At 73.0% G+C, this 20921-nt stretch carries 19 protein-coding genes and 1 tRNA gene; 6 read left to right on the top strand and 14 right to left on the bottom strand.

Going from position 1 to position 20921, the window contains the following annotated elements; genetic code table 11:
- Positions 1-103 precede the first annotated feature (103 nt).
- The 3 genes from ACIQF6_RS10615 to ACIQF6_RS10605 all read right to left on the bottom strand — a co-directional run bounded on the left by ACIQF6_RS10615 (position 104) and on the right by ACIQF6_RS10605 (position 4147).
- The gene (locus tag ACIQF6_RS10615) at positions 104-2227 is read right to left on the bottom strand and encodes a tetratricopeptide repeat protein (RefSeq protein ID WP_400892716.1); all 2124 of its coding nucleotides are present in this window, start codon (positions 2225-2227) and stop codon (positions 104-106) included.
- A gap of 796 nt (positions 2228-3023) precedes the next feature.
- Positions 3024-3602, bottom strand: a complete 579-nt coding sequence (locus tag ACIQF6_RS10610; RefSeq protein ID WP_400892714.1) for a PASTA domain-containing protein — start codon at positions 3600-3602, stop codon at positions 3024-3026.
- Positions 3599-4147: a SigE family RNA polymerase sigma factor gene (locus ACIQF6_RS10605; RefSeq protein WP_400892712.1), complete on the bottom strand. Its 549-nt coding sequence runs from the start codon at positions 4145-4147 to the stop codon at positions 3599-3601. The genes ACIQF6_RS10610 and ACIQF6_RS10605 overlap by 4 nt, the downstream gene beginning before the upstream one ends.
- A gap of 443 nt (positions 4148-4590) precedes the next feature.
- Between ACIQF6_RS10605 and ACIQF6_RS10600 the strand changes: the two genes are divergently transcribed.
- Positions 4591-4731 (top strand): hypothetical protein, encoded by a 141-nt coding sequence (locus ACIQF6_RS10600; RefSeq protein WP_400892710.1) that lies wholly within the window; start codon positions 4591-4593, stop codon positions 4729-4731.
- A gap of 259 nt (positions 4732-4990) precedes the next feature.
- Here ACIQF6_RS10600 and ACIQF6_RS10595 read toward each other — a convergent pair.
- From ACIQF6_RS10595 to ACIQF6_RS10560, 8 genes are all read right to left on the bottom strand, one after another.
- Positions 4991-5064 (bottom strand) — tRNA-Ala (locus ACIQF6_RS10595).
- A gap of 202 nt (positions 5065-5266) precedes the next feature.
- Positions 5267-6292, bottom strand: coding sequence for a gephyrin-like molybdotransferase receptor GlpR (gene glpR / locus ACIQF6_RS10590; protein WP_400892708.1), 1026 nt, complete (start codon positions 6290-6292; stop codon positions 5267-5269).
- 163 nt (positions 6293-6455) lie between these two features.
- Positions 6456-7043, bottom strand: a complete 588-nt coding sequence (locus ACIQF6_RS10585; RefSeq protein WP_400893880.1) for a GNAT family N-acetyltransferase — start codon at positions 7041-7043, stop codon at positions 6456-6458.
- Positions 7044-7078: 35 nt separating this feature from the next.
- Positions 7079-7570 (bottom strand): molybdenum cofactor biosynthesis protein B, encoded by a 492-nt coding sequence (locus ACIQF6_RS10580; protein ID WP_400892706.1) that lies wholly within the window; start codon positions 7568-7570, stop codon positions 7079-7081.
- Positions 7567-8004 carry a cyclic pyranopterin monophosphate synthase MoaC gene (gene moaC / locus ACIQF6_RS10575; protein WP_043916743.1) on the bottom strand — a complete coding sequence of 146 codons (438 nt, stop codon included), beginning with the start codon at positions 8002-8004 and terminating at the stop codon, positions 7567-7569. The genes ACIQF6_RS10580 and moaC overlap by 4 nt, the downstream gene beginning before the upstream one ends.
- A gap of 116 nt (positions 8005-8120) precedes the next feature.
- Positions 8121-9443, bottom strand: coding sequence for a gephyrin-like molybdotransferase Glp (glp, locus tag ACIQF6_RS10570; protein ID WP_400892704.1), 1323 nt, complete (start codon positions 9441-9443; stop codon positions 8121-8123).
- 26 nt (positions 9444-9469) lie between these two features.
- The gene (gene galU / locus ACIQF6_RS10565; protein ID WP_400892702.1) at positions 9470-10390 is read right to left on the bottom strand and encodes a UTP--glucose-1-phosphate uridylyltransferase GalU; all 921 of its coding nucleotides are present in this window, start codon (positions 10388-10390) and stop codon (positions 9470-9472) included.
- A gap of 56 nt (positions 10391-10446) precedes the next feature.
- Positions 10447-11286 carry a GGDEF domain-containing protein gene (locus ACIQF6_RS10560; protein ID WP_400892700.1) on the bottom strand — a complete coding sequence of 280 codons (840 nt, stop codon included), beginning with the start codon at positions 11284-11286 and terminating at the stop codon, positions 10447-10449.
- Between the two features lie 60 nt (positions 11287-11346).
- Between ACIQF6_RS10560 and ACIQF6_RS10555 the strand changes: the two genes are divergently transcribed.
- Positions 11347-11943, top strand: a complete 597-nt coding sequence (locus ACIQF6_RS10555; protein WP_400892698.1) for a 5-formyltetrahydrofolate cyclo-ligase — start codon at positions 11347-11349, stop codon at positions 11941-11943.
- 140 nt (positions 11944-12083) lie between these two features.
- Here ACIQF6_RS10555 and ACIQF6_RS10550 read toward each other — a convergent pair whose 3' ends face one another.
- A complete protein-coding gene (locus ACIQF6_RS10550) occupies positions 12084-14828 on the bottom strand; it encodes a penicillin acylase family protein (protein WP_400892696.1) in 2745 nt (914 codons plus the stop codon).
- Between the two features lie 217 nt (positions 14829-15045).
- On the opposite strand from ACIQF6_RS10550, the gene ACIQF6_RS10545 reads away from it, so the two are divergent.
- The 4 genes from ACIQF6_RS10545 to mscL all read left to right on the top strand — a co-directional run bounded on the left by ACIQF6_RS10545 (position 15046) and on the right by mscL (position 19491).
- Complete coding sequence (locus ACIQF6_RS10545) at positions 15046-16566, top strand: potassium/proton antiporter (protein WP_400892694.1); 1521 nt, start codon at positions 15046-15048, stop codon at positions 16564-16566.
- Positions 16567-16776: 210 nt separating this feature from the next.
- Positions 16777-18072, top strand: coding sequence for an MFS transporter (locus tag ACIQF6_RS10540; protein ID WP_400892692.1), 1296 nt, complete (start codon positions 16777-16779; stop codon positions 18070-18072).
- 94 nt (positions 18073-18166) lie between these two features.
- Positions 18167-18469 carry an FmdB family zinc ribbon protein gene (locus tag ACIQF6_RS10535; RefSeq protein ID WP_400892690.1) on the top strand — a complete coding sequence of 101 codons (303 nt, stop codon included), beginning with the start codon at positions 18167-18169 and terminating at the stop codon, positions 18467-18469.
- Positions 18470-19077: 608 nt separating this feature from the next.
- Positions 19078-19491: a large conductance mechanosensitive channel protein MscL gene (gene mscL, locus ACIQF6_RS10530; protein WP_400892688.1), complete on the top strand. Its 414-nt coding sequence runs from the start codon at positions 19078-19080 to the stop codon at positions 19489-19491.
- A gap of 18 nt (positions 19492-19509) precedes the next feature.
- Here mscL and ACIQF6_RS10525 read toward each other — a convergent pair whose 3' ends face one another.
- Complete coding sequence (locus ACIQF6_RS10525) at positions 19510-19674, bottom strand: hypothetical protein (RefSeq protein ID WP_400892686.1); 165 nt, start codon at positions 19672-19674, stop codon at positions 19510-19512.
- Between the two features lie 59 nt (positions 19675-19733).
- On the bottom strand, positions 19734-20705 hold the full coding sequence (locus tag ACIQF6_RS10520) for a sigma-70 family RNA polymerase sigma factor (RefSeq protein ID WP_400892684.1): 972 nt from the start codon (positions 20703-20705) through the stop codon (positions 19734-19736).
- Between the last annotated feature and the right edge of the window lie 216 nt (positions 20706-20921).

Below are 20921 nucleotides of genomic sequence, written 5' to 3'. Positions count from 1 at the left end.
ACCCCCGCCACCGCAGTGCGTGCGCAGCACCGCCGACACCCAACCACCGCGCCGACCTGCCCGGCCCCAACCCCGGCCGACACCACCACCCGCCGCACGACGGTCACGCGCCCCCGTCACCGCACAGCGTGCGCAGCACAGTGATCGGCATCAGCTGGAACACCGCGCCGCCCCGCGCCAGCAGCGCCTCGGCCTCGTCCAGCAGCGGCAGCGCCTGCGGCCCGTTCCCCTGGTCGACCAGGGTCTGCGCCAGGTCGGTGAGCGCACGGGCGGTGTTGTACGCCTCGCCGGTGCCGCGGAAGAACTCCACCGACCGTTCGATCGACGCCCGGGCCTCCTCGAAGCGGCCCGAGCCGCGCAGCGCCCGGCCGCGGTGGCGGTCGAGCAGGGCGCGGGCCCGTGGCAGGTCGGCCTGCCCGCTGTCCTCGGCGCCGATCCCGTCCAGCAGCGCGGTAGCTCCGTCGAAGCACTCCAGGGCTTCGACGTACCGCCATTGACGGAGCCTCAGCAGTCCGAGCGTCTCCACGGCGGTGGCCTGCCCGCGCAGGTGGCCGTCCGCCCGCTCGGCGTCGGCGGCCAGCACCAGCTGCTGCTCGACCTCGTCGTACTCCTGCAACTCGGTGAGTGCCAGCGCGAGTTGGACGTGCATCCGGGCCGCCGTCCGGGCGTCGGCAGTGGCTGCGGCCCGGGTGCCGGCCCGCAGGGCGGGCAGCAGTTCGTCGTGGCGGCCGGCCTTCAGCTGGACCGCCCACAGTGCCTCGACCAGCTGGCAGACCACCTCGGGGGCGCCGAATTCCTCGGCGGCGCCCACGGCTTCCACCAGGTTGGGCAGCTCGGCGCCGAGCGCGGCCAGCGCCTCGGCCTCGCCCGGGTAGCCGTCGGGGCCGAGTTCCGCGTACAGCGGGCCGAGGTGCCAGCGCTGCGGGAGCGCCGCGAAGTCGGCGCGGACGGCCAGCCGCAGGTAGTGGTCGACGGTGCGCCGCACGGCGGTGGCGCAGGCCGCGAGGCCGTCCTCCCGGACGGCGAGCTCCTCGGCGTGCCGGCGGACGGCCGGGCGGTAGCGGTGGCGGCCGTCGAGGGCGGTCTCCAGCAGTCCGGCGGCGGCGAGTTCGTCCAGCGCCTCGGCGGCCTCCGGCTCCGGCAGGCCGGTGGCGGCCGCCGCCGCGGCCGGGCCGATCGCGGGCCACGGGCGCAGTGCGCAACGCCGGTACACCAGCGCGGCGTTCGGGCCGAGTCGGGCGTACCGGTCGGCGGTCGCGGCCTGCACCGGATCGGCGGGGAACGTCCCGACGAGCGCCCGCGGCGCGGCGTCGCCGAGCACGGGGGCGGCGGCCCGCAGCGCGAACGGCGAGCCGGCGCAGCGCTCCAGCACCCCGGGCAGGGCTGCCTTGGCCGCGCTGACGGCGTGTTTGCCTGCCAGGTCGGTGAGCAGGCGGCGGGCGTCCTTGTCGGCGAGCGGGCCGACGGGGATGTTCAGCGCGTCCAGTCCGGCCAGCGGACGGCGGGCCGTGACGACGGTGACCACGCCGGGGGCGGCGGTGAGCAGCGGCCGTACCTGGGCGGCCGAGCGGGCGTGGTCGAGGACGACCAGCAGCCGTCGGCCGGCGAGCAGTTGGGCGAACCGCTCGGCCCGGTCCTCGACAGTGGCCGGCATCCGGTCGGCGGGCACGCCGAGCCGTTGCAGGAAGCGGCGCAGCACGGTCGCCGGGTCGGCCGCGCCCTGCGGTCCGGCCGCCCGCAGGTCGGCGTACAGCTGGCCGTCGGGGAAGCGGTGGGCCTCCCGGCCGCCCCAGTGGATCGCGATCGCGCTGGTGCCGATGCCGTCCGGTCCGTGCAGCAGCACCTGCCGGGGCCGACCGTCGGCCTTCCGTCCGGCTTCCTTGTCGAGGGCGGCGAGCGGCCCCTTGCGGTCGGTGAAGTACCGGGTGGAGGCGGGCAGCAGCCGCGGCACCTCGCCGCCCGGCTCGTCCTCCCCGCCGGCCAGGCCGGTCAGCCAGGCGGCCAGCGCCCGGGCGTGGGCCGGGTCGCGCCGGGCGCCCTCGACCAGCAGCCGGGCCAGTTCCTCACGTTCCTCGGCCCCGGCGGGCGCGGCGAGCTGACGGCCGGTCACCCGCTGAACCAGGTTGCCGACCGACTCCCACGCCCACTTCCCGGCCTCCCCGGCCACCGCCGACCCGACCGCGCCCAGCACCCCCGTCACCGCCGAGACCGACAGCGGATCGATCATGCCCACCCCTCAGAACCGTGTGCGCCGTCTGCACCCTCCACCCGACGCGCCCAACGGTAGCCTGCGCACCACCCTCCGTCAGCACGCCTTCCGACCCGCCGCGCGGTACCGGCCGAACCGGCGGACCCCCGCCCCGAACGCAAGAAGCCCCGCCCGGACCATCCGGACGCGGCTTCTGCCGGTGTGCTGTTCACGGCCGGCACCGGCCAGGAGTGATCTGCGGGTGTCGCAGATCGCTTCCCGCATCAGCTGTGATCGTCTCCCGGGCGGGCTCCGCGGATGCCACTCGCCCGCTTGGACATGGTCGACGAAGATGCGCTGCTGAGCCTCGTCGGCCCCGATGTACGGGTGTTTCCAGTGCCGGGGGCCGTGGTGGCCCTCGGCGCGTCGGGCACGGCGATCGTTGCGGACGCCGGCGACGACCCTGCGGTGAGCGGGGTGTGGAACGCCGGGGAGTTCCGGTTGATGGGCCCTGTACCGGAGCCTGTCGGAACGCGGCTCATGGGCCCGATGCCCTTCACCACCCACCTGTCGGACGCCGTGGGGCTGCCGGTCCACCTTGCGGTCCGGGTCGAAGGCCGGTGTCTCTACCTCGGCGTTGTCCAGGTCGGCGCCTGTGAGGGCATCGGCGACGAGCTGATCGGCTGCGACCTGTGGATCGACCCGCCGCTGAGCCGTGGGACGCTCGCCGCGGTCCGGAGGGGCGGGCGTCCGGCCGGTGCGCCGCGGTCGACGGACTGCCCGGCACCGGCCCCTGGGTCATTCGGCCGGTGCGCGGGCCGAAGGGCCCGGTCGCTCAGGTTCTGCCGGGCTTGCCCGTCGAGACCAGCAGGAGGACGGACGAGCCCGGTGCCACCGGTTCTGCGCCGCCCCGGGGCTGACTGCTGATCACCTGCCCGGCAGGAGCGTTCCAGTCCGTGTGCTGCATGACCGTGCAGCCCAGTCCGAGTCCGCGCAGCAGGCTTTCGGCCTGTTCGACCGGCATGCCGGCCAGGTCCGGCAGCGCGATGCCCGCTCCCGCGGTCTGCTCCTGCCGCTGTGTCGGAGTCGCATCGCCGCTTCCGCTCTTGGGGGCGCCGGTGGCGAGCGGGGTGCACGCCCCGTTCGCCGGTGGGGACAGGGACGGGGAGGCGCCGGGCGCGAGCGGCACGGGCTTCAGCGCGAAGAACCCCACCGTGGCGCACGCCAGCACGCAGCACGCCGCTGCGGCGCCGAGGAGCGCCCGGCGGGTGCGGCTGCGGCTGACGGCTCGCTCGATCGCGGCCGCGTCGACGACCGGCGCCGTCGGCCCGTCGGCGAAGGAGGCCACCGCGGCACGCAGCTCGGCTTCGAGGCCCGGCTCGAACGGGGCCGGTCCAGACGACGTGTTCCTCACTTCGTACCTCCGAAAGCGGCCGACGGCGTGTGCGGCGCCTGGGCGCCCGATACGGAATCGCGCAGCTTGGTCAGGCCGCGGGCGAGCTGGGACCTCACCGCACTCGAAGAGATGTCCAGGACGTCGGCGACCTGCCGGGCGTCCAGATCGTGCAGGTAGTACAGGACCACCACGCTGCGCATGCCCATCGGCAGCCCGAGCAGTGCCTCGATCAGTTCCGCGCGCAGATCCACCTGCCCGAACCGGTCCCGGGGGTCGGCCGTCTCGGGCACCCCCGACAGCCCGGGGCTCTCGCCCCGGCGCGACAGCCGCCGCCAGCGGTCGTTGGCCAGGTTGACCAGCACTTTGCGCACGTACGCCTCCGGCGAGTCCGCCACCGCGACCTTCCGCCACTGTCGGCACGCCCGCTCCAGCGCCTCCTGCACCAGATCCTCGGCCACGTGCACGTCACCGGTCAGCGCATACGCGGTGCGGAACAACGCTCCCGACCGCTGTGCGACGAACTCCGTGAATCCGTTGCCCGGACCGCTCCTGCGAAACCTCACCCGCCGACCTCCTCTCCTCGTCCCGTCCCGATCACTGCCCCCATGACGGCGGAACGGGGCCGAGTGCTGCACCGAGCCGCCGGAAGTGACGTGAATCACAGCTGGGACGGAAGGGTGTCCCAGAGCCTCGCGCCGCTGCCGCCCGGGGTGCGGGCGGGGCCCGGCGAAGCGGAGGGCCGCCACCGGCCCCGAGCGAGCTGCCGAGGATCTGCCGCAAACCGACCGTCACCCTCCACCCCGGCGACCTGGGCAAACTCGACAAGTTCCGCCAAGACCGGCGCTACCTCAGCTCCGCCTGGCACGACGCCTACCGGCCCGTCCGGGCCAACAACGAAGGCCTCAACGGCCGCGCCAAGGGCCACCGCATCGACATCTCCGAGCCCAAGAAGCGTCTCGCTCACGGCCGCACGGCACAAACCACCCTCGTCGCTCTGATGATCTGCATGATCAACCTGCAGATCCTCGACGACTGGCACCGCACAACCGGCGAACAACCACCGGAGACCAACTACCCCGCCGAAGACAGCGGAGATCTCATCCCGGCTGCCGCCACACCGAACGGACGACCGCCACCACCCCGCTGACGAGTTGTCCCCCGCCTCCCGAAAACCTCATCCCCACGCCGCCGTTGGTCGTCCGTCCAGCGGCGGCCTCGGCATGCCATCCGCACCCCGGCTCACCTCCGAACCACCGCCACAGACCGCCGGCCACCACACCTGCAGGCCCTCCGAGTTCGGACAGTGCCTCGAACAAGCCCGCACAACGCAGAAATCCCGCCCGATCACATGGATCGGACGGGATTTCGTCAACCGCTCTCGAGCTAACTCGAGAACAGCTGTTGGGTGGAGCTGAGGGGATTCGAACCCCTGACCCCCTCGATGCGAACGAGGTGCGCTACCGGACTGCGCCACAGCCCCAACAAGAAGAACTCTATCACCCCTGGAGGGGTACTCATGACCATGGTCGCGGGGGCCCGGTGACTGGACGTTCGAGCCTGCTTTCGAGGCCGCTTTCGACCGCACTTCCGGCCGCCTCTTCGACCGCACTTCCGATCGGCTGCCGCCGGAAAGCGCGGACGCCCCGCGCACGACGTGGTGGCGGGGCGTCCGGGGGTGCGGGCTACTCGTTGGCGGCCCGCGGCGGCCGGTACTCCTGGGCCGCCTGCTGGCCGGGCTCGCCGTACTGGTCGAAGAGCGGGGTGGCGGGGCGGCCGGAGTCCCAGGTGCCGGGGGCGGAGAGGTCGAGGCCTCGGGTGACCCGGGGGGCCACGGGGGCGGTGACGTAGGTGGGCAGCGGGACGGGGACGGGCTCCCAGGAGTCGGGGCCGGCCGCGGCCCGGGCCCGGACGCCGTCGACCCACTCCTCGTGCTCGGTGGCGTCGGCGAGGACGCTGGCCCGAGTGGCGGGCTCGGTCGCCACGTCGACGGGGTGCGGCGCGGTCGCGACGGGCTCGGCCGCCCGGGCCCGCTCGCGCTCCCGCAGCCGCTCGGCGGCCTGCGCGGCCCGCGCCCGGTCGAACTTGACTTCGTAGCGCTGACGTTCGAGCCGGCGCAGGTGTCCGATGTAAAGAGTGAGGAGGATGCCGGGCACGGCCGGCACCCAGAGGAAGGCGAAGCCGGCCACCGCAGCGACGACCGCGCCGAGTGCGAAGGCGAGGAACAGCAGGGTGACCATCCGTCGCCGTCTGGCCAGCAGCCGGGCCCGCCGCTCGGCGGAGCGCCGCTCGTCCTGCTCGCCCCGGTCGCGCTCGCGCTTCCCGGCCCGCTCCGCCCCCGCCACCGCCGCAGGCGCGACGGGCTCGGCGGGCCTGGCAGGCACGACCGGCTCGGGCGCGGGCTCGGGCTCGGGCTCGGATGCGGGTTCCGCCGGGACCGCGGCGGCGGGCCGGGTGGGCACGTCCGCGGGGTCGTCGAGGGCCCCGTCCGGTTCACCGGCGGGGTGCTGCTGGTCGGCGGTCTGTTCGCCGAGGGCTCGGGCCGCGCGCCGCTCCATGGCCGATCGCCCGGCCAGCAGGCGGATCGCGGTACTGAAGCGTTCCGTCGGACGCGACTCGTTGAGCTCGTCCTGCCTGCGGAGCCACATCGGCACCAGATAGGCGGCCCAGGCCCCTACGATGACCGCGTAGATAAGGCCGCTGCTGCTCACGTTTCACACGGTACGGGCGCGGGGTAAGGCGCTGCAGCAATTTGGGACGGCGTGTCGTGCGATCAAGCTGATTCTCAGACTATTTTGCCGCTATTTGTGACGGCTCGCCCGGCCCCCGGCGACCCGCCGATGCCAGATTGATATCAACTATTCGAACATGCATTCAATTCCCTTGTGGAGGGCTGCTCCTGAGGGCGCGCCAGCGCCGCAGCAGCCCGTCGGCGGCCTCGTCGGCGGTGAGCGCGTAGACCAGGTGGTCGCGCCAGTCGCCGTCGATGTGCAGATAGCGGGGGCGCATTCCCTCCGAGCGGAAGCCGAGTTTCTCCACCACTCGCCGGCTGGGCCGGTTCTCGGGGCGGATGCACACCTCGACCCGGTGCAGTCCCAGGTCGCGGAAGCAGTGGTCGACGGCGAGCGCGACGGCGGTGGGCGTGATGCCGCGGCCGGCCACCGCCTCGTCCACCCAGTAGCCGACGTTGGCGGAGCACATCGAGCCCCAGGTGATCCCGCCGACGGTCAACTGGCCGACCAGGCGGCCGCGGTGGAGCACCACGAAGGGCAGCATCCGGCCGGCGGCGGCCTCCGCGCGCAGGTAGCGGACCATCTGCCGGAAGGTGGGCCGGGGCAGCGGGGCGCGGCCGGGCGGGGCGGGCGGGACGGTGGCCTCCCAGCGGCGCAGCCACTCCCGGTTGCGCCGGCTGACCTCCTGCCACTCGGCCTGGTCGCGGCGGCGGATGGGCCGCAGCACGATGTCCCCCTCGGCCAGTTCGACCGACCAGCCCGCGTTCAGTGCGCACCGCCCGCGGCTCGCGGATGGTCGCCGCCGGCCAACTGGTCGACGGCGTGCGGCAGCAGCGGAGCGAGCACGGCGAGGCCGTCGCGGACGCCGCCGGTGGAGCCGGGCAGGTTGACGATCAGGGTGCGCCCGGCGCAGCCGGCCAGGCCGCGGGAGAGCACGGCGGTGGGGACGTGTTCCCGGCCGTACGCGCGGATCGCCTCGGGGATGCCGGGCAGTTCGCGGTCGATCACCCGGGCGGTCATCTCGGGCGTGAGGTCCTGCGGGGAGATGCCGGTGCCGCCGGTGGTGAGCACCACGTCGTACCCGGCGGCGACGGCCTCGCGCAGCACGGCCTCGACCGGGTCGCCGTCGGGGACGACCGTCGGGCCGTCGACCGCGAAGCCCAGCTCGCGCAGGCCGGCGACCAGCAGCGGCCCGCCCCGGTCCTCGTACACGCCGGCCGCGGCCCGGTTGGAGACGGTGACGGCGAGCGCCCTCATCGGGCGTCCTCCCGCACCCAGTCGCCGCTCTTGCCGCCGGTCTTGCTGAGCACCCGGACGTCCTCGATGGCGGCGGCCTTGTCGACGGCCTTGACCATGTCGATGACGGTGAGGGCGGCGGTCGCGACGGCGGTGAGCGCCTCCATCTCGACGCCGGTGCGGTCGGCGGTGCGGACGGTGGCGGTGATCTCCACGGCGGTGTCGGTGACCGCCAGGTCGACGGTGGTGCCGGTGAGCGCGATCGGGTGGCAGAGCGGGATCAGGTCGGGCGTCCGCTTGGCGCCCATGATGCCGGCGATCCGGGCGACGGCGAGCGCGTCGCCCTTGGGAACGCCCTCGCCGCGCAGCAGTTCGACCACCCGGGGGGCGACCCGGACGCGTCCGGCCGCCACCGCGACCCGGGTGGTGGCGGCCTTCTCGGAGACGTCGACCATCCGGGCGGCGCCGGTGTGGTCGACGTGCGTGAGGCGGTCGCCGGGGGGTGTGTCGGTCACGAATGGGCTCCAGTAACACGGTGCGAATCTCGCGCTACCGTACCGCCCCGTCCGGGTCAGTCCGTGAGAAGGACCACATCGACGGCGCTCCCGGCGGGCAGGGCGGTGGTGTCCTCGGGCACCGTGATCAGGCAGTCGGCCTGCGCCAGCGCCCCGACCAGGTGCGACCCCTCGCCGCCCACCGGGCTGACGGTGCCGTCCGCCGGACGGTACCGGCCGCGCAGGTACTGCCGCCGCCCGGCCGGGGAGCGCAGTGACGCGGTGGTGGCCGCGCGCACCACGGGGCGGTGCACGTCGGGGGCGCCGAGCATGGTGCGGATGACGGGGCGGACGAACAGCTCGAACGAGATGTACGCGCTCACGGGGTTGCCGGGCAGGGCGAGCAGTGGCACGCCCCGGTCGCCGCCGATCCGGCCGTAGCCCTGCGGCTTGCCGGGCTGCATCCGCAGCCGCCGGAAGTCCACCCCGGCGTAGTCCGCGAACACCTCCTTGACCACGTCGTACGCGCCGACCGAGACGCCGCCGCTGGTGACGATCAGGTCGGCCCGGCCGAGCTGGTCCTCCAGCACCGCCCGCAGGGTTGACGCCTCGTCGGGAACGCCGCCGACCCGGTAGGCGACCGCGCCGGCGGCGATCGCGGCGGCGGTCAGGGTGAAGGAGTTGGAGTCGTGGATCCGTCCGGGGCCGACCTCCTCGCCGGGCTGGACGAGTTCGCTGCCGGTGGAGAGCACCACCACCCGGGGCCGCGGGCGGACCCGGACGGTGGCCCGGCCGATCGCGGCCAGCAGGCCCAGCTGGGTGGGGCCGAGCACGGTGCCGGCCTCCAGCACGGTGTCCCCGGCGGTGACGTCGCTGCCGCGGCGGCGGATGAACGCGCCCTCCGCGACCGGGCGCAGCACCCGGACCTCGTCGCCGAAGTCGGCCTCGGCGCCGCCGCCCATCGCGTCGGCGGCCTGCCCGGTGCCGGTGCCGCCGTCGGTCCACTCGACCGGGGCGACGGCCTCGGCGCCGGGCGGGACGGGGGCGCCGGTCATGATCCGGGCGGCCTGGCCGGGGCCGACCTTGGGCAGCTCACCGGCGCCGGCGGCGATGTCGCCGACCACCGCGAGCACCGACGGGTACTGCTCGGTGGCGCGCACGGTGTCGGCGGTGCGCAGCGCGTAGCCGTCCATCGAGCTGTTGTCGAACGGCGGCAGGTCGGCGCCGGCCCGCACGTCCTCGGCGAGCCGGCAGCCCTGCGCGTCGAGCAGGCGGAGTTCGATGGGCGGCAACGGGGCCGCGGCGAAGAGCACGTCGGCGAGGTGCTCGTCGACGCTCCACAGGCGCGGCGAGGCCGGGGAGCCGGCGCCCTCTCCGCAGGGGTCGTGCTTCCCGGTCATCGCCTCACACTCGCCTTCGTGGTGGGTCAGCCCTGCATCTCGGTGGCGACGAACTGCCGCAGCCAGCTCCGGAATTCGGGGCCGAGGTCGTCGCGCTCGGCGGCCAGCCGGACGATCGCGCGCAGGTAGTCGGCGCGGTCGCCGGTGTCGTAGCGGCGGCCCTTGAACAGCACGCCGTAGACCGGGCCGCCGGTGCTCTCGTCGCGGGTGGCGAGCTCGCGCAGCGCGTCGGTCAGCTGGATCTCGCCGCCGCGGCCGGGCGCGGTGTCGCGCAGCACGTCGAAGACGGACGGGTCGAGCACGTAGCGGCCGATGACCGCGTAGTTGGACGGGGCGTCGGCGGTGTCGGGCTTCTCGACCAGGTCGGTCACCTGGAAGATGTCCTCGCCGAAGCCGTTCGGCTTGACGGCGGCGCAGCCGTACAGGTGGATCTGCGCGGGGTCGACCTCCATCAGCGCGACCACGGAGCCGCCGAGTTCCTGCTGCACCTCGATCATGCGGGCCAGCAGCGGGTCCCGGGGGTCGATCAGGTCGTCGCCGAGCAGAACGGCGAACGGCTGGCCGGCGACGTGCTGTTCGGCGACCGAGACGGCGTGGCCGAGACCCTTCGGGTCGCCCTGGCGGACGTAGTGCATGTTCGCCAGCTGCACGGACTCCTGGACGCGGCGGAGCCGGTCGTGGTCGCCCTTGCGGGTGAGCAGCTCCTCCAGCTCGTAGGCGCGGTCGAAGTGGTCTTCCAACGCACGCTTGTTGCGGCCGGTGACCATCAGTATGTCGGACAGTCCGGCCGAGGCGGCCTCCTCCACGACGTACTGAATGGCCGGCTTGTCAACGACCGGGAGCATCTCCTTCGGCGTGGCCTTGGTGGCCGGGAGGAACCTGGTACCGAGGCCGGCAGCGGGGACCACTGCCTTGGTGACCGCCGTGCGGGCGTGCGTGTTCGTCATGCGTCGACCTTACTAAGGCAAATGTTCCGCCCGGCTGAGAGGCGGAGGATCGGTGGTCAGGGCCGGTCACCGGTCGCGTGGGGTCCGACGGTGGTCGCGTGCGGAGTGAGGGTTTCCCCGCCGGGGCCGGGAGACACCCTACCGGGCAGCGGTGAAGCCCCCGGACCGCTCGACGGGGACGGTCCGGCCGGAGCGGGGCGCCAGCAGTCGCCACCGGCCGCCCTGGCCTCGGCGAGTGCGCGGTCGGCGGCCCGCAGCAGGACGGCGGCGTGCGCGCCGTCCCGGGGCAGCACGGCCAGGCCGATCGCGGCGGTCAGCCCGCTGCGGGCCTCCGGATCGGCGGGCTCGCCGGGGTGACGGTCCGTCAGCCGGTGCCTGCGCACCGACCAGCAGAGCCGCTCGGCGACCTGGGCGGCGCCCTCCGGGGCGGTGTCGGGCAACAGCACCAGGAACTCCTCGCCGCCGTATCGGCCCAGCGTGTCACAGCTGCGGATCTCCACCGCCAGCCGCTGGGCGAGGTCGCGCAGCATGCCGTTGGCGCGGGACCTGCCGTGCTCGGCAACCAGCGCCTCGAAGCCGACGAGTTCCACCATCAGCACCGACAGCGGGCGCGGCTCGGCGGCGGTCGCCTCGGCCCGCCGGGCCCGTTCGATCTCCTGGTCCAGGGTGAGCTGGAGGTGCCGGTAGTTCCACACCCCGGTGAGCGGGTCGCAGGACGCGGTGCGGCTCAACTCGTCCCGTTCGGCCGTGAGTTCCGCGATCTTCGCCAGAAGTTCCGCCTCCCTGCCGCCGACCGCGGCCCCGGCCCGGCGGCGGCGCAGCGCGGTGACGCCGGCGGCGACCGGGGTGGCCGCGCCGAGCACGGCCAGGGCCTGGAGCAGGAGCGGGGTGGACATGCGGCGGCCTCGACGTGTCAGGCTCGTGTCACTGTGCATGACGGAGCCGAAGGGATACGGATGGTGTCTGCGGATCAGTTGTCCAACGACAAGGCGGCACTGAGGTCACGGCTGCTGGCCGAACGGCGGGCCCTCACCGCGGAGCAGCGCGCCGCCGCGGCCGAGCGGCTGGCGGCCCACGCCGCCGCGCTGGTCCCGCCGGGCGGCACGGTCGCCGCGTACGTCTCGGTCGGCTCCGAACCCGGCACCCGCCCGCTGCTGGCCGCGCTGGCCGCCGCCGGGGCGCGGGTCCTGCTGCCGGTCCTGCTGCCGGACAACGACCTCGACTGGGCGCCCTACGAGAGCGAGGCCCGGCTCGCACCCGCCACCCGCGGCCTGCTCGAACCCCTTGCCGACCGCCTCGGCCCCGACGCCGTCCGCACCGCCGACGTCGTCCTCCTCCCCGGCCTCGCCGTCGACGCCCGCGGCATCCGCCTCGGCCGCGGCGGCGGCTCCTACGACCGCGTCCTGGCCCGCCTCGCCCGCGCCGACGCCCACCCCCTGCTCGCCACCCTCCTCTACCCCCACGAACTCCTCCCCACCGTCCCCGCCGAACCCCACGACCACCCGGTCCACGCCGTCATCACCCCCGACGCCATCACCCGCTTCCCGACCTGACCCGAGAAACCCCGACGATCCGCTCCGCGAACCCAGACCCGACAAACGCAGAAGAGGAACCGCAGGAGGTGGATGGCCCGGAAACGGGCGGAGGCGGACTCCCCTTGTCGGGGAGTCCGCCTCCGGCGGTGGTTCCGGGGTCAGCCGGCGGTGAGGGTGAGGGTGTTCTTGCCGGACTTGGTGACTGCGTCCTTGGTGTAGGCCCAGGGGAGCAGTTCGCCCTTCGACCAGAGTTCGGTCTGGTCGTTGTAGTTGGCGTGGAAGGCGTGGCCGGACGCGCCGCCGACGTTGATCCAGCGGGAGGCGTCGAAGTCGTCGAGGTTGACGATCATGCGCATCGAGGGGATCCAGTCGACGTCGTAGCCGGCGGCGGCGTTCCAGCCGGAGGCGTTGACCGCGGCGCTGCCGCCGGAGACCTTGAAGGGGCCCCGGTTGAGCAGCTTGCGGATCGCGGGGGACGCGATCGAGGAGTCGTCGCTGCCGAGCGTGGGCTCCTGCAGGGTCAGCTGGTGGAGGCGGCCCCAGCTCCAGGTGGAGATGTCCTTGCCGAGCCGGGAGGTGAGGTCCTGGCGGGCGTCCTTGAGCGCCTCGGCGAGCAGGTTGTTCAGGCCGTGCTGCTGCTGGTGGTTGGAGTCGATGTAGTCCCACCACGGCGACTTGGGGTCGGTGAGCTGCTGGCGGACGACCTCGGTCCAGCGGTCGCCGCCGTCCGGCTGGGCCAGCGAGGGCTTGCGGGTGCCGCACTCGGTGACGGCCTGCGCGGCGCCGCCGAGCGCGTCGTCGGGGAGCGTGTTGTCGCGCTTCTGCCGGACCAGCAGGCAGTCGCCCTCGACCCGCAGGTCGGCCGGGAACTTCTGGCCGAAGGCGAGCGTGAGCAGGGCCCGCCAGACGCCGTTGTAGTACGCGGCGGCGGCCGAGTCGGCGTCCTGGTGGTAGTTCCAGTTCTTCAGCAGGTCCTGGGCCTCGCGCACGTACGGGTCGTCGATCTTGACCTGGAGCAGCAGCGGGACGAGGTCCTTGGCGAGCACGCTGGTGTTCTCCAGCTGCATGGACTGCATGTCGTCCAGGGAGATCTTGCCGCCGTTCTTCAGCTTCGCCTGGATCTGGTCGGTGATCGCCTTGGCGCGGGTGCCGTACTCCCAGTCCTTGGTGAGCATCGGCTTGTAGGTCTCGTCGACGACGGCCTGGTTGGCCGTCACGATGTAGCCCTCGGGCGGGTTGTACGCGTAGGGCAGCGACTTGAACGGCAGGTAGTTGGCGTTCCAGGCGTAGGCGGAGTCCCAGCCGGGGGCGGGGTAGCGGCCGTCGCCCTTGCCGCGGACCGGGATCAGGCCGGGGGCCTGGTAGCCGATGTTGCCCTTGGTGTCGGCGTAGATGAGGTTCTGCGCGGGGACGGCGAAGTCCTGCGCGGCGCCCCGGAACGAGGCGAAGTCGGTGGCCCTGTCGAGCTTGAAGACGGCGTCCATGGTCTTGCCGGGGACGAGCGCGGTCCAGCGCAGCGCGACGCCGTAGCCGGTCGCCCGGTCGGGGGCGGCGTTGCCGGCGGGCGCGTTGCTGCCGACCTTCTGCTCCTCGGAGGACTGGTCGGAGATCATCGGCATGCCGTCCTGCGTGGTGCGGACGGTGATGGTGCGGTCCTCGCCGCCGGCGACCTTGATGGTCTCCTTGCGGACGTTGAACTTGGTGTCCTTGCCGTCGAGCAGGTACGTGTCGGGGCCGGTGACCTTCTCCAGGTACAGGTCGGTGACGTCGGCGCCGAGGTTGGTGAAGCCCCAGGCGATGTCCTTGTTGTGGCCGATGACCACGCCGGGCATGCCGGAGAAGGTGTAGCCGGCCACATCGTAGGTGCAGGCCTTGGAGGCGCTGCGGCAGTGCAGGCCCATCTGGTACCAGATCGACGGCATGCCGGGGCCGAGGTGCGGGTCGTTGGCCAGCATCGGCCTGCCGGTGGTGGTGTTGGTGCCGGCCACCACCCAGGAGTTGGAGCCGATGCCCTGCCCGTTGGGGCCGAGCAGCTGCGGCAGCGCGCCGACCTTGTCGGACAGGTCGCCGAGCAGCTGCTCGGTCACGGCCCGGGCCTGGGAGCTGCTCGCCGGGGTGGTGCTGCCGGCCGGGGCGGGCGCGGTGACGCCCTCGCCGGGGGTGTAGGTGCCGTCCGCGCCGAGCTTGCCGGTCTTCACGATGGTGCCGTTGCGGTCGTACGGGTAGTCCGGGTAGAGCTGGGCGATCTGCTCGGCGCTGAAGTTCTGCGTCAGCAGCGAGCGGTCGATCTCCTCCTGCATGTTGCCGGACAGGCTCCAGGCCATCGCCTTCAGCCAGGCCACCGAGTCGACCGGGTCCCACTTCTCGGGCTTGTAGCCGGAGTTGACCGCGCCCAGCAGCGCGTACTCGAGCGAGGCGCCGGCCCCGCCGGGGTGCTCGGCCAGCCAGGCGTTGACGCCCTCGGTGTAGGCCGTCAGGTTGCGCTTGGTGTCCTCGGACAGCTGGGTGTCCCACTCCTTCTGGGCGACCTGGCGCCAGCCCATGGTGCGCAGGAAGCTGTCGTTCTCCACCGCGCTGGAGCCGAACATCTCGGCGAGCCGGCCGGAGGTGATGTGCCGTCGGACGTCCATCTCCCAGAACCGGTCCTGGGCCTGGACGTAGCCCTGGGCGCGGAACAGGTCGGCGTCGGTGTCGGCGTACAGCTGCGGGATGCCCTTGTCGTCACGCACCACGTCCACCGGAGCGGACATGCCGGGCACCTTGACAGTGCCGCTGACCTGCGGGAACGAGGAGCGGACGGTGTCCACCGCCCACCAGCCGCCGCCGGCCAGACCCGCCACCAGCAGCACGGCCAGCAGCATCACGATCAGACGTGCGCGCCGGAACTTCTTCGAGCGGGGCATCCGAGTCCTTGTATGAGGGAGCGTGCGGCGGTGACAGGTCACCACATTAGGGCGACAGCACCGGCAGCTGTGCACGGGGGACACCGCCGGGGCTCCACCGGCCCGTTCGGACCCTACCGGGCCGGGAGGAAAGGAGGGACTAGCGTAAAGATCAAGTAAAATGTTAGACTGAGTAACGATCCGTCAGCCGCCCCTTCCCTGCCAGAGGTGCCCCTGCGTGACCGTTGACCACCTGAACGAGCTGCTTCTCGAGTCCGCCGTCATCCTGCTCGTCGCCGTCGGAGCCGTCCGGCTCTCCACCCGAACCGGGCTTCCGTCGCTGCTGCTGTACCTCGGCATCGGCGTCCTCCTCGGCCAGAACGGCATCGGCATAAGTTTCAACAACGCCGAACTCACCCAGGTCCTCGGCTACGCGGCCCTGGTGGTCATCCTTGCCGAGGGCGGACTCAAAACCAGCTGGAAGGCGATCAAACCGGTCGTCCCGGCCGCCGCCGTGCTCGCCACCGTGGGCGTCGCCGTCTCGGTGTTCGTCACCGCCGCCGGCGCGCACTGGCTGGTCGGCCTGGAGTGGCGCACCTCGCTGCTGCTCGGCGCGATCGTCTCCTCCACCGACGCCGCCGCGGTCTTCTCGGTGCTGCGGACGGTCCCGCTGCCCAAGCGCCTCACCGGCCTGCTGGAGGCCGAGTCCGGCTTCAACGACGCGCCCGTGGTGATCCTGGTGGTGGCCTTCGCCACCGCCGGCGAACTCGACTCCTGGTACGTGCTGCTCGGCACCATCGCCATGGAGCTGGCGATCGGCGCGGCCGTCGGCCTCGCGGTCGGCAAGCTCGGCGCGTACGCGATGCGCCGGATCGCACTGCCCTCCTCCGGCCTGTACCCGATCGCGGTGCTCGGGCTGATCGTGCTCGCCTACGCGGGCGGCGCGCTGCTGCACGCCTCCGGCTTCCTGGCCGCGTACCTCGCCTCGGTGATCCTCGGCAACTCCAAGCTGCCGCACGGCCCCGCGGTGCGCGGCTTCGCCGACGGACTCGCCTGGATCGGCCAGATCGGCATGTTCGTGCTGCTCGGCCTGCTGGTCACCCCGGCCAGCATGGGCTCGGCGATCGTGCCCGGCCTGGTGGCCGGCACCGTGCTGGTGTTCGTCGCCCGACCGCTGTCGGTGATGGTCAGCATGACGCCGTTCCGGATCCCCTGGCAGGAGCAGGCCCTGCTGTCCTGGGCCGGACTGCGCGGCGCGGTCCCCATCGTGCTCGCCACCATCCCGCTGGTGTCCGGCGCGGCCGACGCCGAACAGCTGTTCAACGTGGTGTTCATCCTGGTCGTGGTCTTCACCCTGCTCCAGGGCCCGACCCTGCCGATGGTCGCCCGCTGGCTGAAGATCGGCGAGGGCGACATCGGCCAGGACCTGGACATCGAGTCCGCCCCCCTGGAGAAGCTGCACGGCCACCTGCTGTCCGTGCAGCTGGCCCCCGGCTCCCGGATGTCCGGCGTCGAGGTCTCCGAACTGCGCCTGCCCAAGGGCGCGGCGGTCACCCTGGTGGTCCGCGAGGGCTCCAGCTTCGTGCCGGAGCGGACGACGGTGCTGCGCGAGGGCGACGAACTGCTGGTGGTCACCACCGACGAGGTCTCGGAGGCCGCCGAACGCCGGCTGCGCGCCGTCGACCTGGGCGGCAAGCTGGCCGGCTGGCTGCACAATGCGGAAGCTTCACCTTCCGTTCCCAGAAGGAAAGCGGGCTGAACCGCTAAACTCGAAGGCTGACAACCCGATTCCCCGCATCTGCCTGATGCAGAGTCGGCGCGACCGCTCGGCGGCCGGGCCCCGAGGCACCCCCTGGTGCCGGGCCCGGTAACAACCCCGGTCGACGCGCGAGAGGACGACTCTCGGCGCCGGTCCCGGTTCCAGTTGCGTGCCCGGTCCCGCGCTACCAGGCAGCAGAGAGGACCGACCGTGGCGGCTCGCCGACCGGTCGACGACCCCACCGCCCGCAGCGGCTACGGAGCCCTGCTGCGCACCCCCCGCGCCTGGACCTTCCTGCTCCCCGCCCTGGTCGCCCGACTGCCGTACGCCATGCTCGGCCTCGGCATCGTGCTGCTGGTGCGCGACACCACCGGCTCCTACGGCCTGGCCGGCGCGGTCGCCGCGACCGCCGCCGTCGCCCAGGCCCTGATCGGCCCGCAGACCGGCCGGCTCGCCGACCGGCACGGCCAGGCCGCCGTGCTGGTCCCCGCCGTCCTGGTGCACGCCGCCGCGGTGGGCACGCTGATCGCGCTCGCCCACGCCGGCGCCCCCGACTGGACGCTGTTCCTCGCCGCCGCCCCGGCCGGCGCATCCGTGCCGCAGGTCGGCGCCATGGTGCGGGCCCGCTGGGTGCACCGGCTGAACGAGCAGCCCGCGCTGCTCAACACCGCCTTCGCCTTCGAGTCCGTCACCGACGAGTTCACCTTCGTGATCGGCCCGGTGCTGGCCACCGGAGTCGCCACCGCGGTCGACCCGTCCGCCGGACTGATCGTCGAGGCCGCCCTCACCGTGCTCGGCGGCCTGCTCTTCGCCGCCCGCCGCGGCACCGCCCCCGCCCCCACCGGCCCCGCCGCGCCCGGCCGCCGCCAGGCCTCCGCGCTGGCCTCCCCCGGCGTGCGCCTGCTGGCCGGCGGCTTCCTCGGCCTCGGCACCGTCTTCGGCGCGCTCCAGGTCTCCATCACCGCCTTCGCCGAGGACGCCGGCACCCCGGGGCTCAGCGGCGCGGTGTACGGCCTGTTCGCGGCCGGCTCGATGGTCGCCGGCGTGCTCTACGGCCTGATCCCCTGGCGCAGCTCGGCCCGGCAGCGGATGCTCGCCTGCTACGCGCTGCTGGTGCTCGGCTGCTCCACCCTGTGGGCGATGCCGAACCTGGTCTCGCTGGCGATCGCCGGCCTGTTCTGCGGCCTGGCCATCGCCCCCACCCTGATCACCGGCTACACGCTGGTGGAGACCCTGGTCGCGGACGGCGCCAAGACCGAGGCGTTCACCTGGCTGACCGGCGCGATCGGCCTCGGCCTCGCGGTCGGCTCCACCGCCGCCGGGCAGCTGATCGACCACTCCGGGCCCTCGCTGGGCTTCACCGTCCCGCTGATCGGCTCCGGTCTGGGCCTGGTGGCGCTCGTCACGATGCGGGGCCTGCTGCTCGCTCCGGCCGCCGCCGCCCGTACCGTGGCCAGGGGCGGCGGCGCGGTCGAACAGCCCGCCGGCGCCGCCCGGCACGGCTGAGCCGCTGGACTCCATCAGCGGAATGGCGCATCATGGACCGTCGTTAGCACTCATAGCGTGAGAGTGCCAGGGGGAGTGCAGGAGGAAGCGGAAAGTGCCCACGTACCAGTACCAGTGCACCGAGTGCGGCAACGGCCTCGAGGCGGTGCAGAAGTTCAGCGACGACGCGCTGACCACGTGCCCCGACTGCCAGGGGAAGCTCCGTAAGGTCTTCTCGGCCGTGGGCGTGGTCTTCAAGGGCTCCGGCTTCTACCGCACCGACAGCCGCTCCAGCTCCAGCAGCTCGGTGGCCTCGTCCTCCTCGACCTCCAGCTCCTCGACCTCGTCCTCGTCCTCGACGTCGTCCTCGTCGTCCTCGTCGAGCAGCAGCTCCTCCTCGGCCCCGGCCGCGAGCTGACCTTCAGAGGCATCGCAGCAGGCCCCGCCCGGTCCGACCGGGCGGGGCCTGCTGTCTTTCCGGGCCTTTCCGGGCCTTTCCGGGCCTTTCCGGGCCGGTTGCGCGGGTTCGTCCGGACGGTCGGGCGGGGTGGCGGCGGGATGTGCTCCGAACGGCGCAGGGCGTCAGCCCTGCGGGTGACGGCGGTTTTCCACAGGCCGGGGTTTTCCACAGGCTGCGGACAACCGCGGGCGGGGGCGGCCGGGTGGTCGCAGGATGGCTGCCGCGACCCCGGCCGGGGCCGCCGCCCCCCCCAGGAAGGGCCTGCCGCCATGACCGCCTTCGTGCTGCCCCCGCTGCCCGCCGCGCTGGTGCCGCCGCGCCGCGAGGTGCCCGATTTTCCGCCGATCCGGGGCACCGCGCGGGGCCGCCACCGGTTGCGACAGGCCGTGCGCCGGCGTCCGGGTCTGCTGGCAGTGGCCTGTCTGGCGCTGGCCGCCGCGTTCGGCTCGGGCCCGCCGCGGCCCTCCCCGCCGCCCGGCCCCGGGGCCGCCGAATGCCCCCGGGCGTCAACCGGAGGGTCGGAGATTCACCCGTGACCTCTACGTGCGGCCGCCGTTCGACGCGGCATGAAAGGCTTCAAGGAATTCCTGCTCCGCGGCAACGTGGTGGACCTCGCCGTCGCCGTCGTCATCGGCGCGGCCATCACCAACGTCGTCAATGCGTTCGTCAAGGGCATCATCAACCCGCTGCTCGGGCTGATCGGCACCAAGGACCTGAACAGCTACGCGTCCTGCCTCCGGGGGCCGTGCTCGATGGACGCGAGCGGCAACGTGACCTCCGGGATCTTCATCCTCTGGGGCTCGGTGATCAGTGCCGTGATCAGCTTCATCATCATCGCGGCCGTCGTGTACTTCCTGATCGTCCTGCCGATGAACCACTTCCTGGAGAAGCGGAAGACGGTCGAGGAGGAGGTGCTGGAGGCCGAGGAGAGGGAGGTCCGGCTGCTCACCGAGATCCGCGACGCACTGGTCCGCCGCTGACGGCCGGCACTCCCCCGGCTACTTCTCCCCGTGGTGCGGGGGCCGCTGGTCGAGGTACCAGTCCAGCCCCCGCCCGCCCTGCGACTCTCCCCAGCCGCGGTCGGTGTCGTCACTGGTCTGCTGGTCGAACGGGTCCTTGAAGACCAGTCGCGGCTTGGGCTTGTTCTCGTCCTGCTCGGTCATCCGTCCACTGTAGAACTGCCGGGCGCCCCCGCAGGGGCGCCCGGCAGGCCGGTTCGGGTTCAGGCGGCTTCGAAGCCCGCGTGGTCGGCGATCTTCTTGAGCTCGGCCAGCGCGTGCTTCTCGATCTGCCGGATCCGCTCGCGCGTCAGGCCGTGCTGCTTGCCGACCTCGGTCAGGGTGCGCTCGCGGCCGTCCTCCATGCCGTAGCGGCTGCGGATGATGGACGCGGTGCGGTCGTCGAGGCGGCCGATCAGGTCGTCCAGCTCCTCGCGGCGGAGCATCACCAGCACGGCGTCCTCCGGCGAGACGGCTCCGGTGTCCTCCACCAGGTCGCCGAACTGGGTCTCGCCCTCGTCGTCGACCGCCATGTTCAGGCTGACCGGGTCGCGGGCCCAGTCCAGCACGTCCTTGATCCGCTGCTCGGTGGTGTCCAGCTCGGCGGCGATCTCGGACGGCTCGGCCTCGCGGCCCAGCTCCTTGGACTTCTCCCGCTGGACCCGGCGGATCCGGCCGAGCTCCTCGACCAGGTGGACGGGCAGCCGGATGGTGCGGGACTGGTCGGCGATCGAGCGGGTGATCGCCTGGCGGATCCACCACGTCGCGTAGGTCGAGAACTTGAAGCCCTTGGAGTAGTCGAACTTCTCCACCGCGCGGACCAGGCCGGCGTTGCCCTCCTGGATCAGGTCGAGCAGCGGGAGGCCGCTCCGCGGGTAGCGGCGGGCGACGGCGACCACCAGGCGCAGGTTGGAGCGGATGAAGACGTCCTTGGCGCGCTCGGCGTCGTCGGCTATCACCCGGAGCTCCTCGACGCTGACGCCGTCGAGCTGCTCCTCCTCGTCCAGCAGGTGCTGGGCGAAGACCCCGGCCTCGATGCGCAGGGACAGCTCGACCTCCTCGGCGGCGTCGAGCAGGGGCGTCCTGGCGATCTCGTCGAGGTACATGCCGACCAGGTCGCGGTCGGCTTCGAGGTTGGTCGGTCGGGCGGTGCGCGTCCGATCGGCCCTGTCGCGTACGACGGCACGGGTGGCCATGCTTGCTCCCTCACTGACGGTGCCGGGGGGCTCCGTTCCGCCACCTGGCACAACCGTGTGGGCCAGTTCCCGGCTCACACGTAACGATCCAACGCACAGAAATCGGACAACATTCCCAAGTAGCTCAGTTTTTCGTGAGCCATGCAGTATCCTGCCGATTTTCATCCGATCGATAGACGCAGCGTGACGCAGCCCGCACACCCCGCGTCCATCCGG

This window comes from Kitasatospora sp. NPDC092948 (assembly GCF_044754805.1).
Classification (GTDB): Bacteria; Actinomycetota; Actinomycetes; order Streptomycetales; family Streptomycetaceae; genus Kitasatospora.
The sequence above is the reverse complement of the archived record's forward strand: the minus strand, read 5'-3'. Positions and strand labels throughout refer to the sequence as shown.

Coding starts and splice junctions, on each gene's coding strand:
- galU (WP_400892702.1), bottom strand. CDS start 10,390: ATGACGAACACGCACGCCCGCACGGCGGTCACCAAGGCAGTGGTCCCC.
- glp (WP_400892704.1), bottom strand. CDS start 9,443: ATGACCGGGAAGCACGACCCCTGCGGAGAGGGCGCCGGCTCCCCGGCC.
- ACIQF6_RS10600 (WP_400892710.1), top strand. CDS start 4,591: ATGATCAACCTGCAGATCCTCGACGACTGGCACCGCACAACCGGCGAA.
- ACIQF6_RS10520 (WP_400892684.1), bottom strand. CDS start 20,705: ATGGCCACCCGTGCCGTCGTACGCGACAGGGCCGATCGGACGCGCACC.
- ACIQF6_RS10560 (WP_400892700.1), bottom strand. CDS start 11,286: ATGTCCACCCCGCTCCTGCTCCAGGCCCTGGCCGTGCTCGGCGCGGCC.
- moaC (WP_043916743.1), bottom strand. CDS start 8,004: ATGGTCGACGTCTCCGAGAAGGCCGCCACCACCCGGGTCGCGGTGGCG.
- ACIQF6_RS10550 (WP_400892696.1), bottom strand. CDS start 14,828: ATGCCCCGCTCGAAGAAGTTCCGGCGCGCACGTCTGATCGTGATGCTG.
- ACIQF6_RS10525 (WP_400892686.1), bottom strand. CDS start 19,674: ATGACCGAGCAGGACGAGAACAAGCCCAAGCCGCGACTGGTCTTCAAG.
- ACIQF6_RS10580 (WP_400892706.1), bottom strand. CDS start 7,570: ATGAGGGCGCTCGCCGTCACCGTCTCCAACCGGGCCGCGGCCGGCGTG.
- mscL (WP_400892688.1), top strand. CDS start 19,078: ATGAAAGGCTTCAAGGAATTCCTGCTCCGCGGCAACGTGGTGGACCTC.
- ACIQF6_RS10615 (WP_400892716.1), bottom strand. CDS start 2,227: ATGATCGATCCGCTGTCGGTCTCGGCGGTGACGGGGGTGCTGGGCGCG.
- ACIQF6_RS10555 (WP_400892698.1), top strand. CDS start 11,347: ATGGTGTCTGCGGATCAGTTGTCCAACGACAAGGCGGCACTGAGGTCA.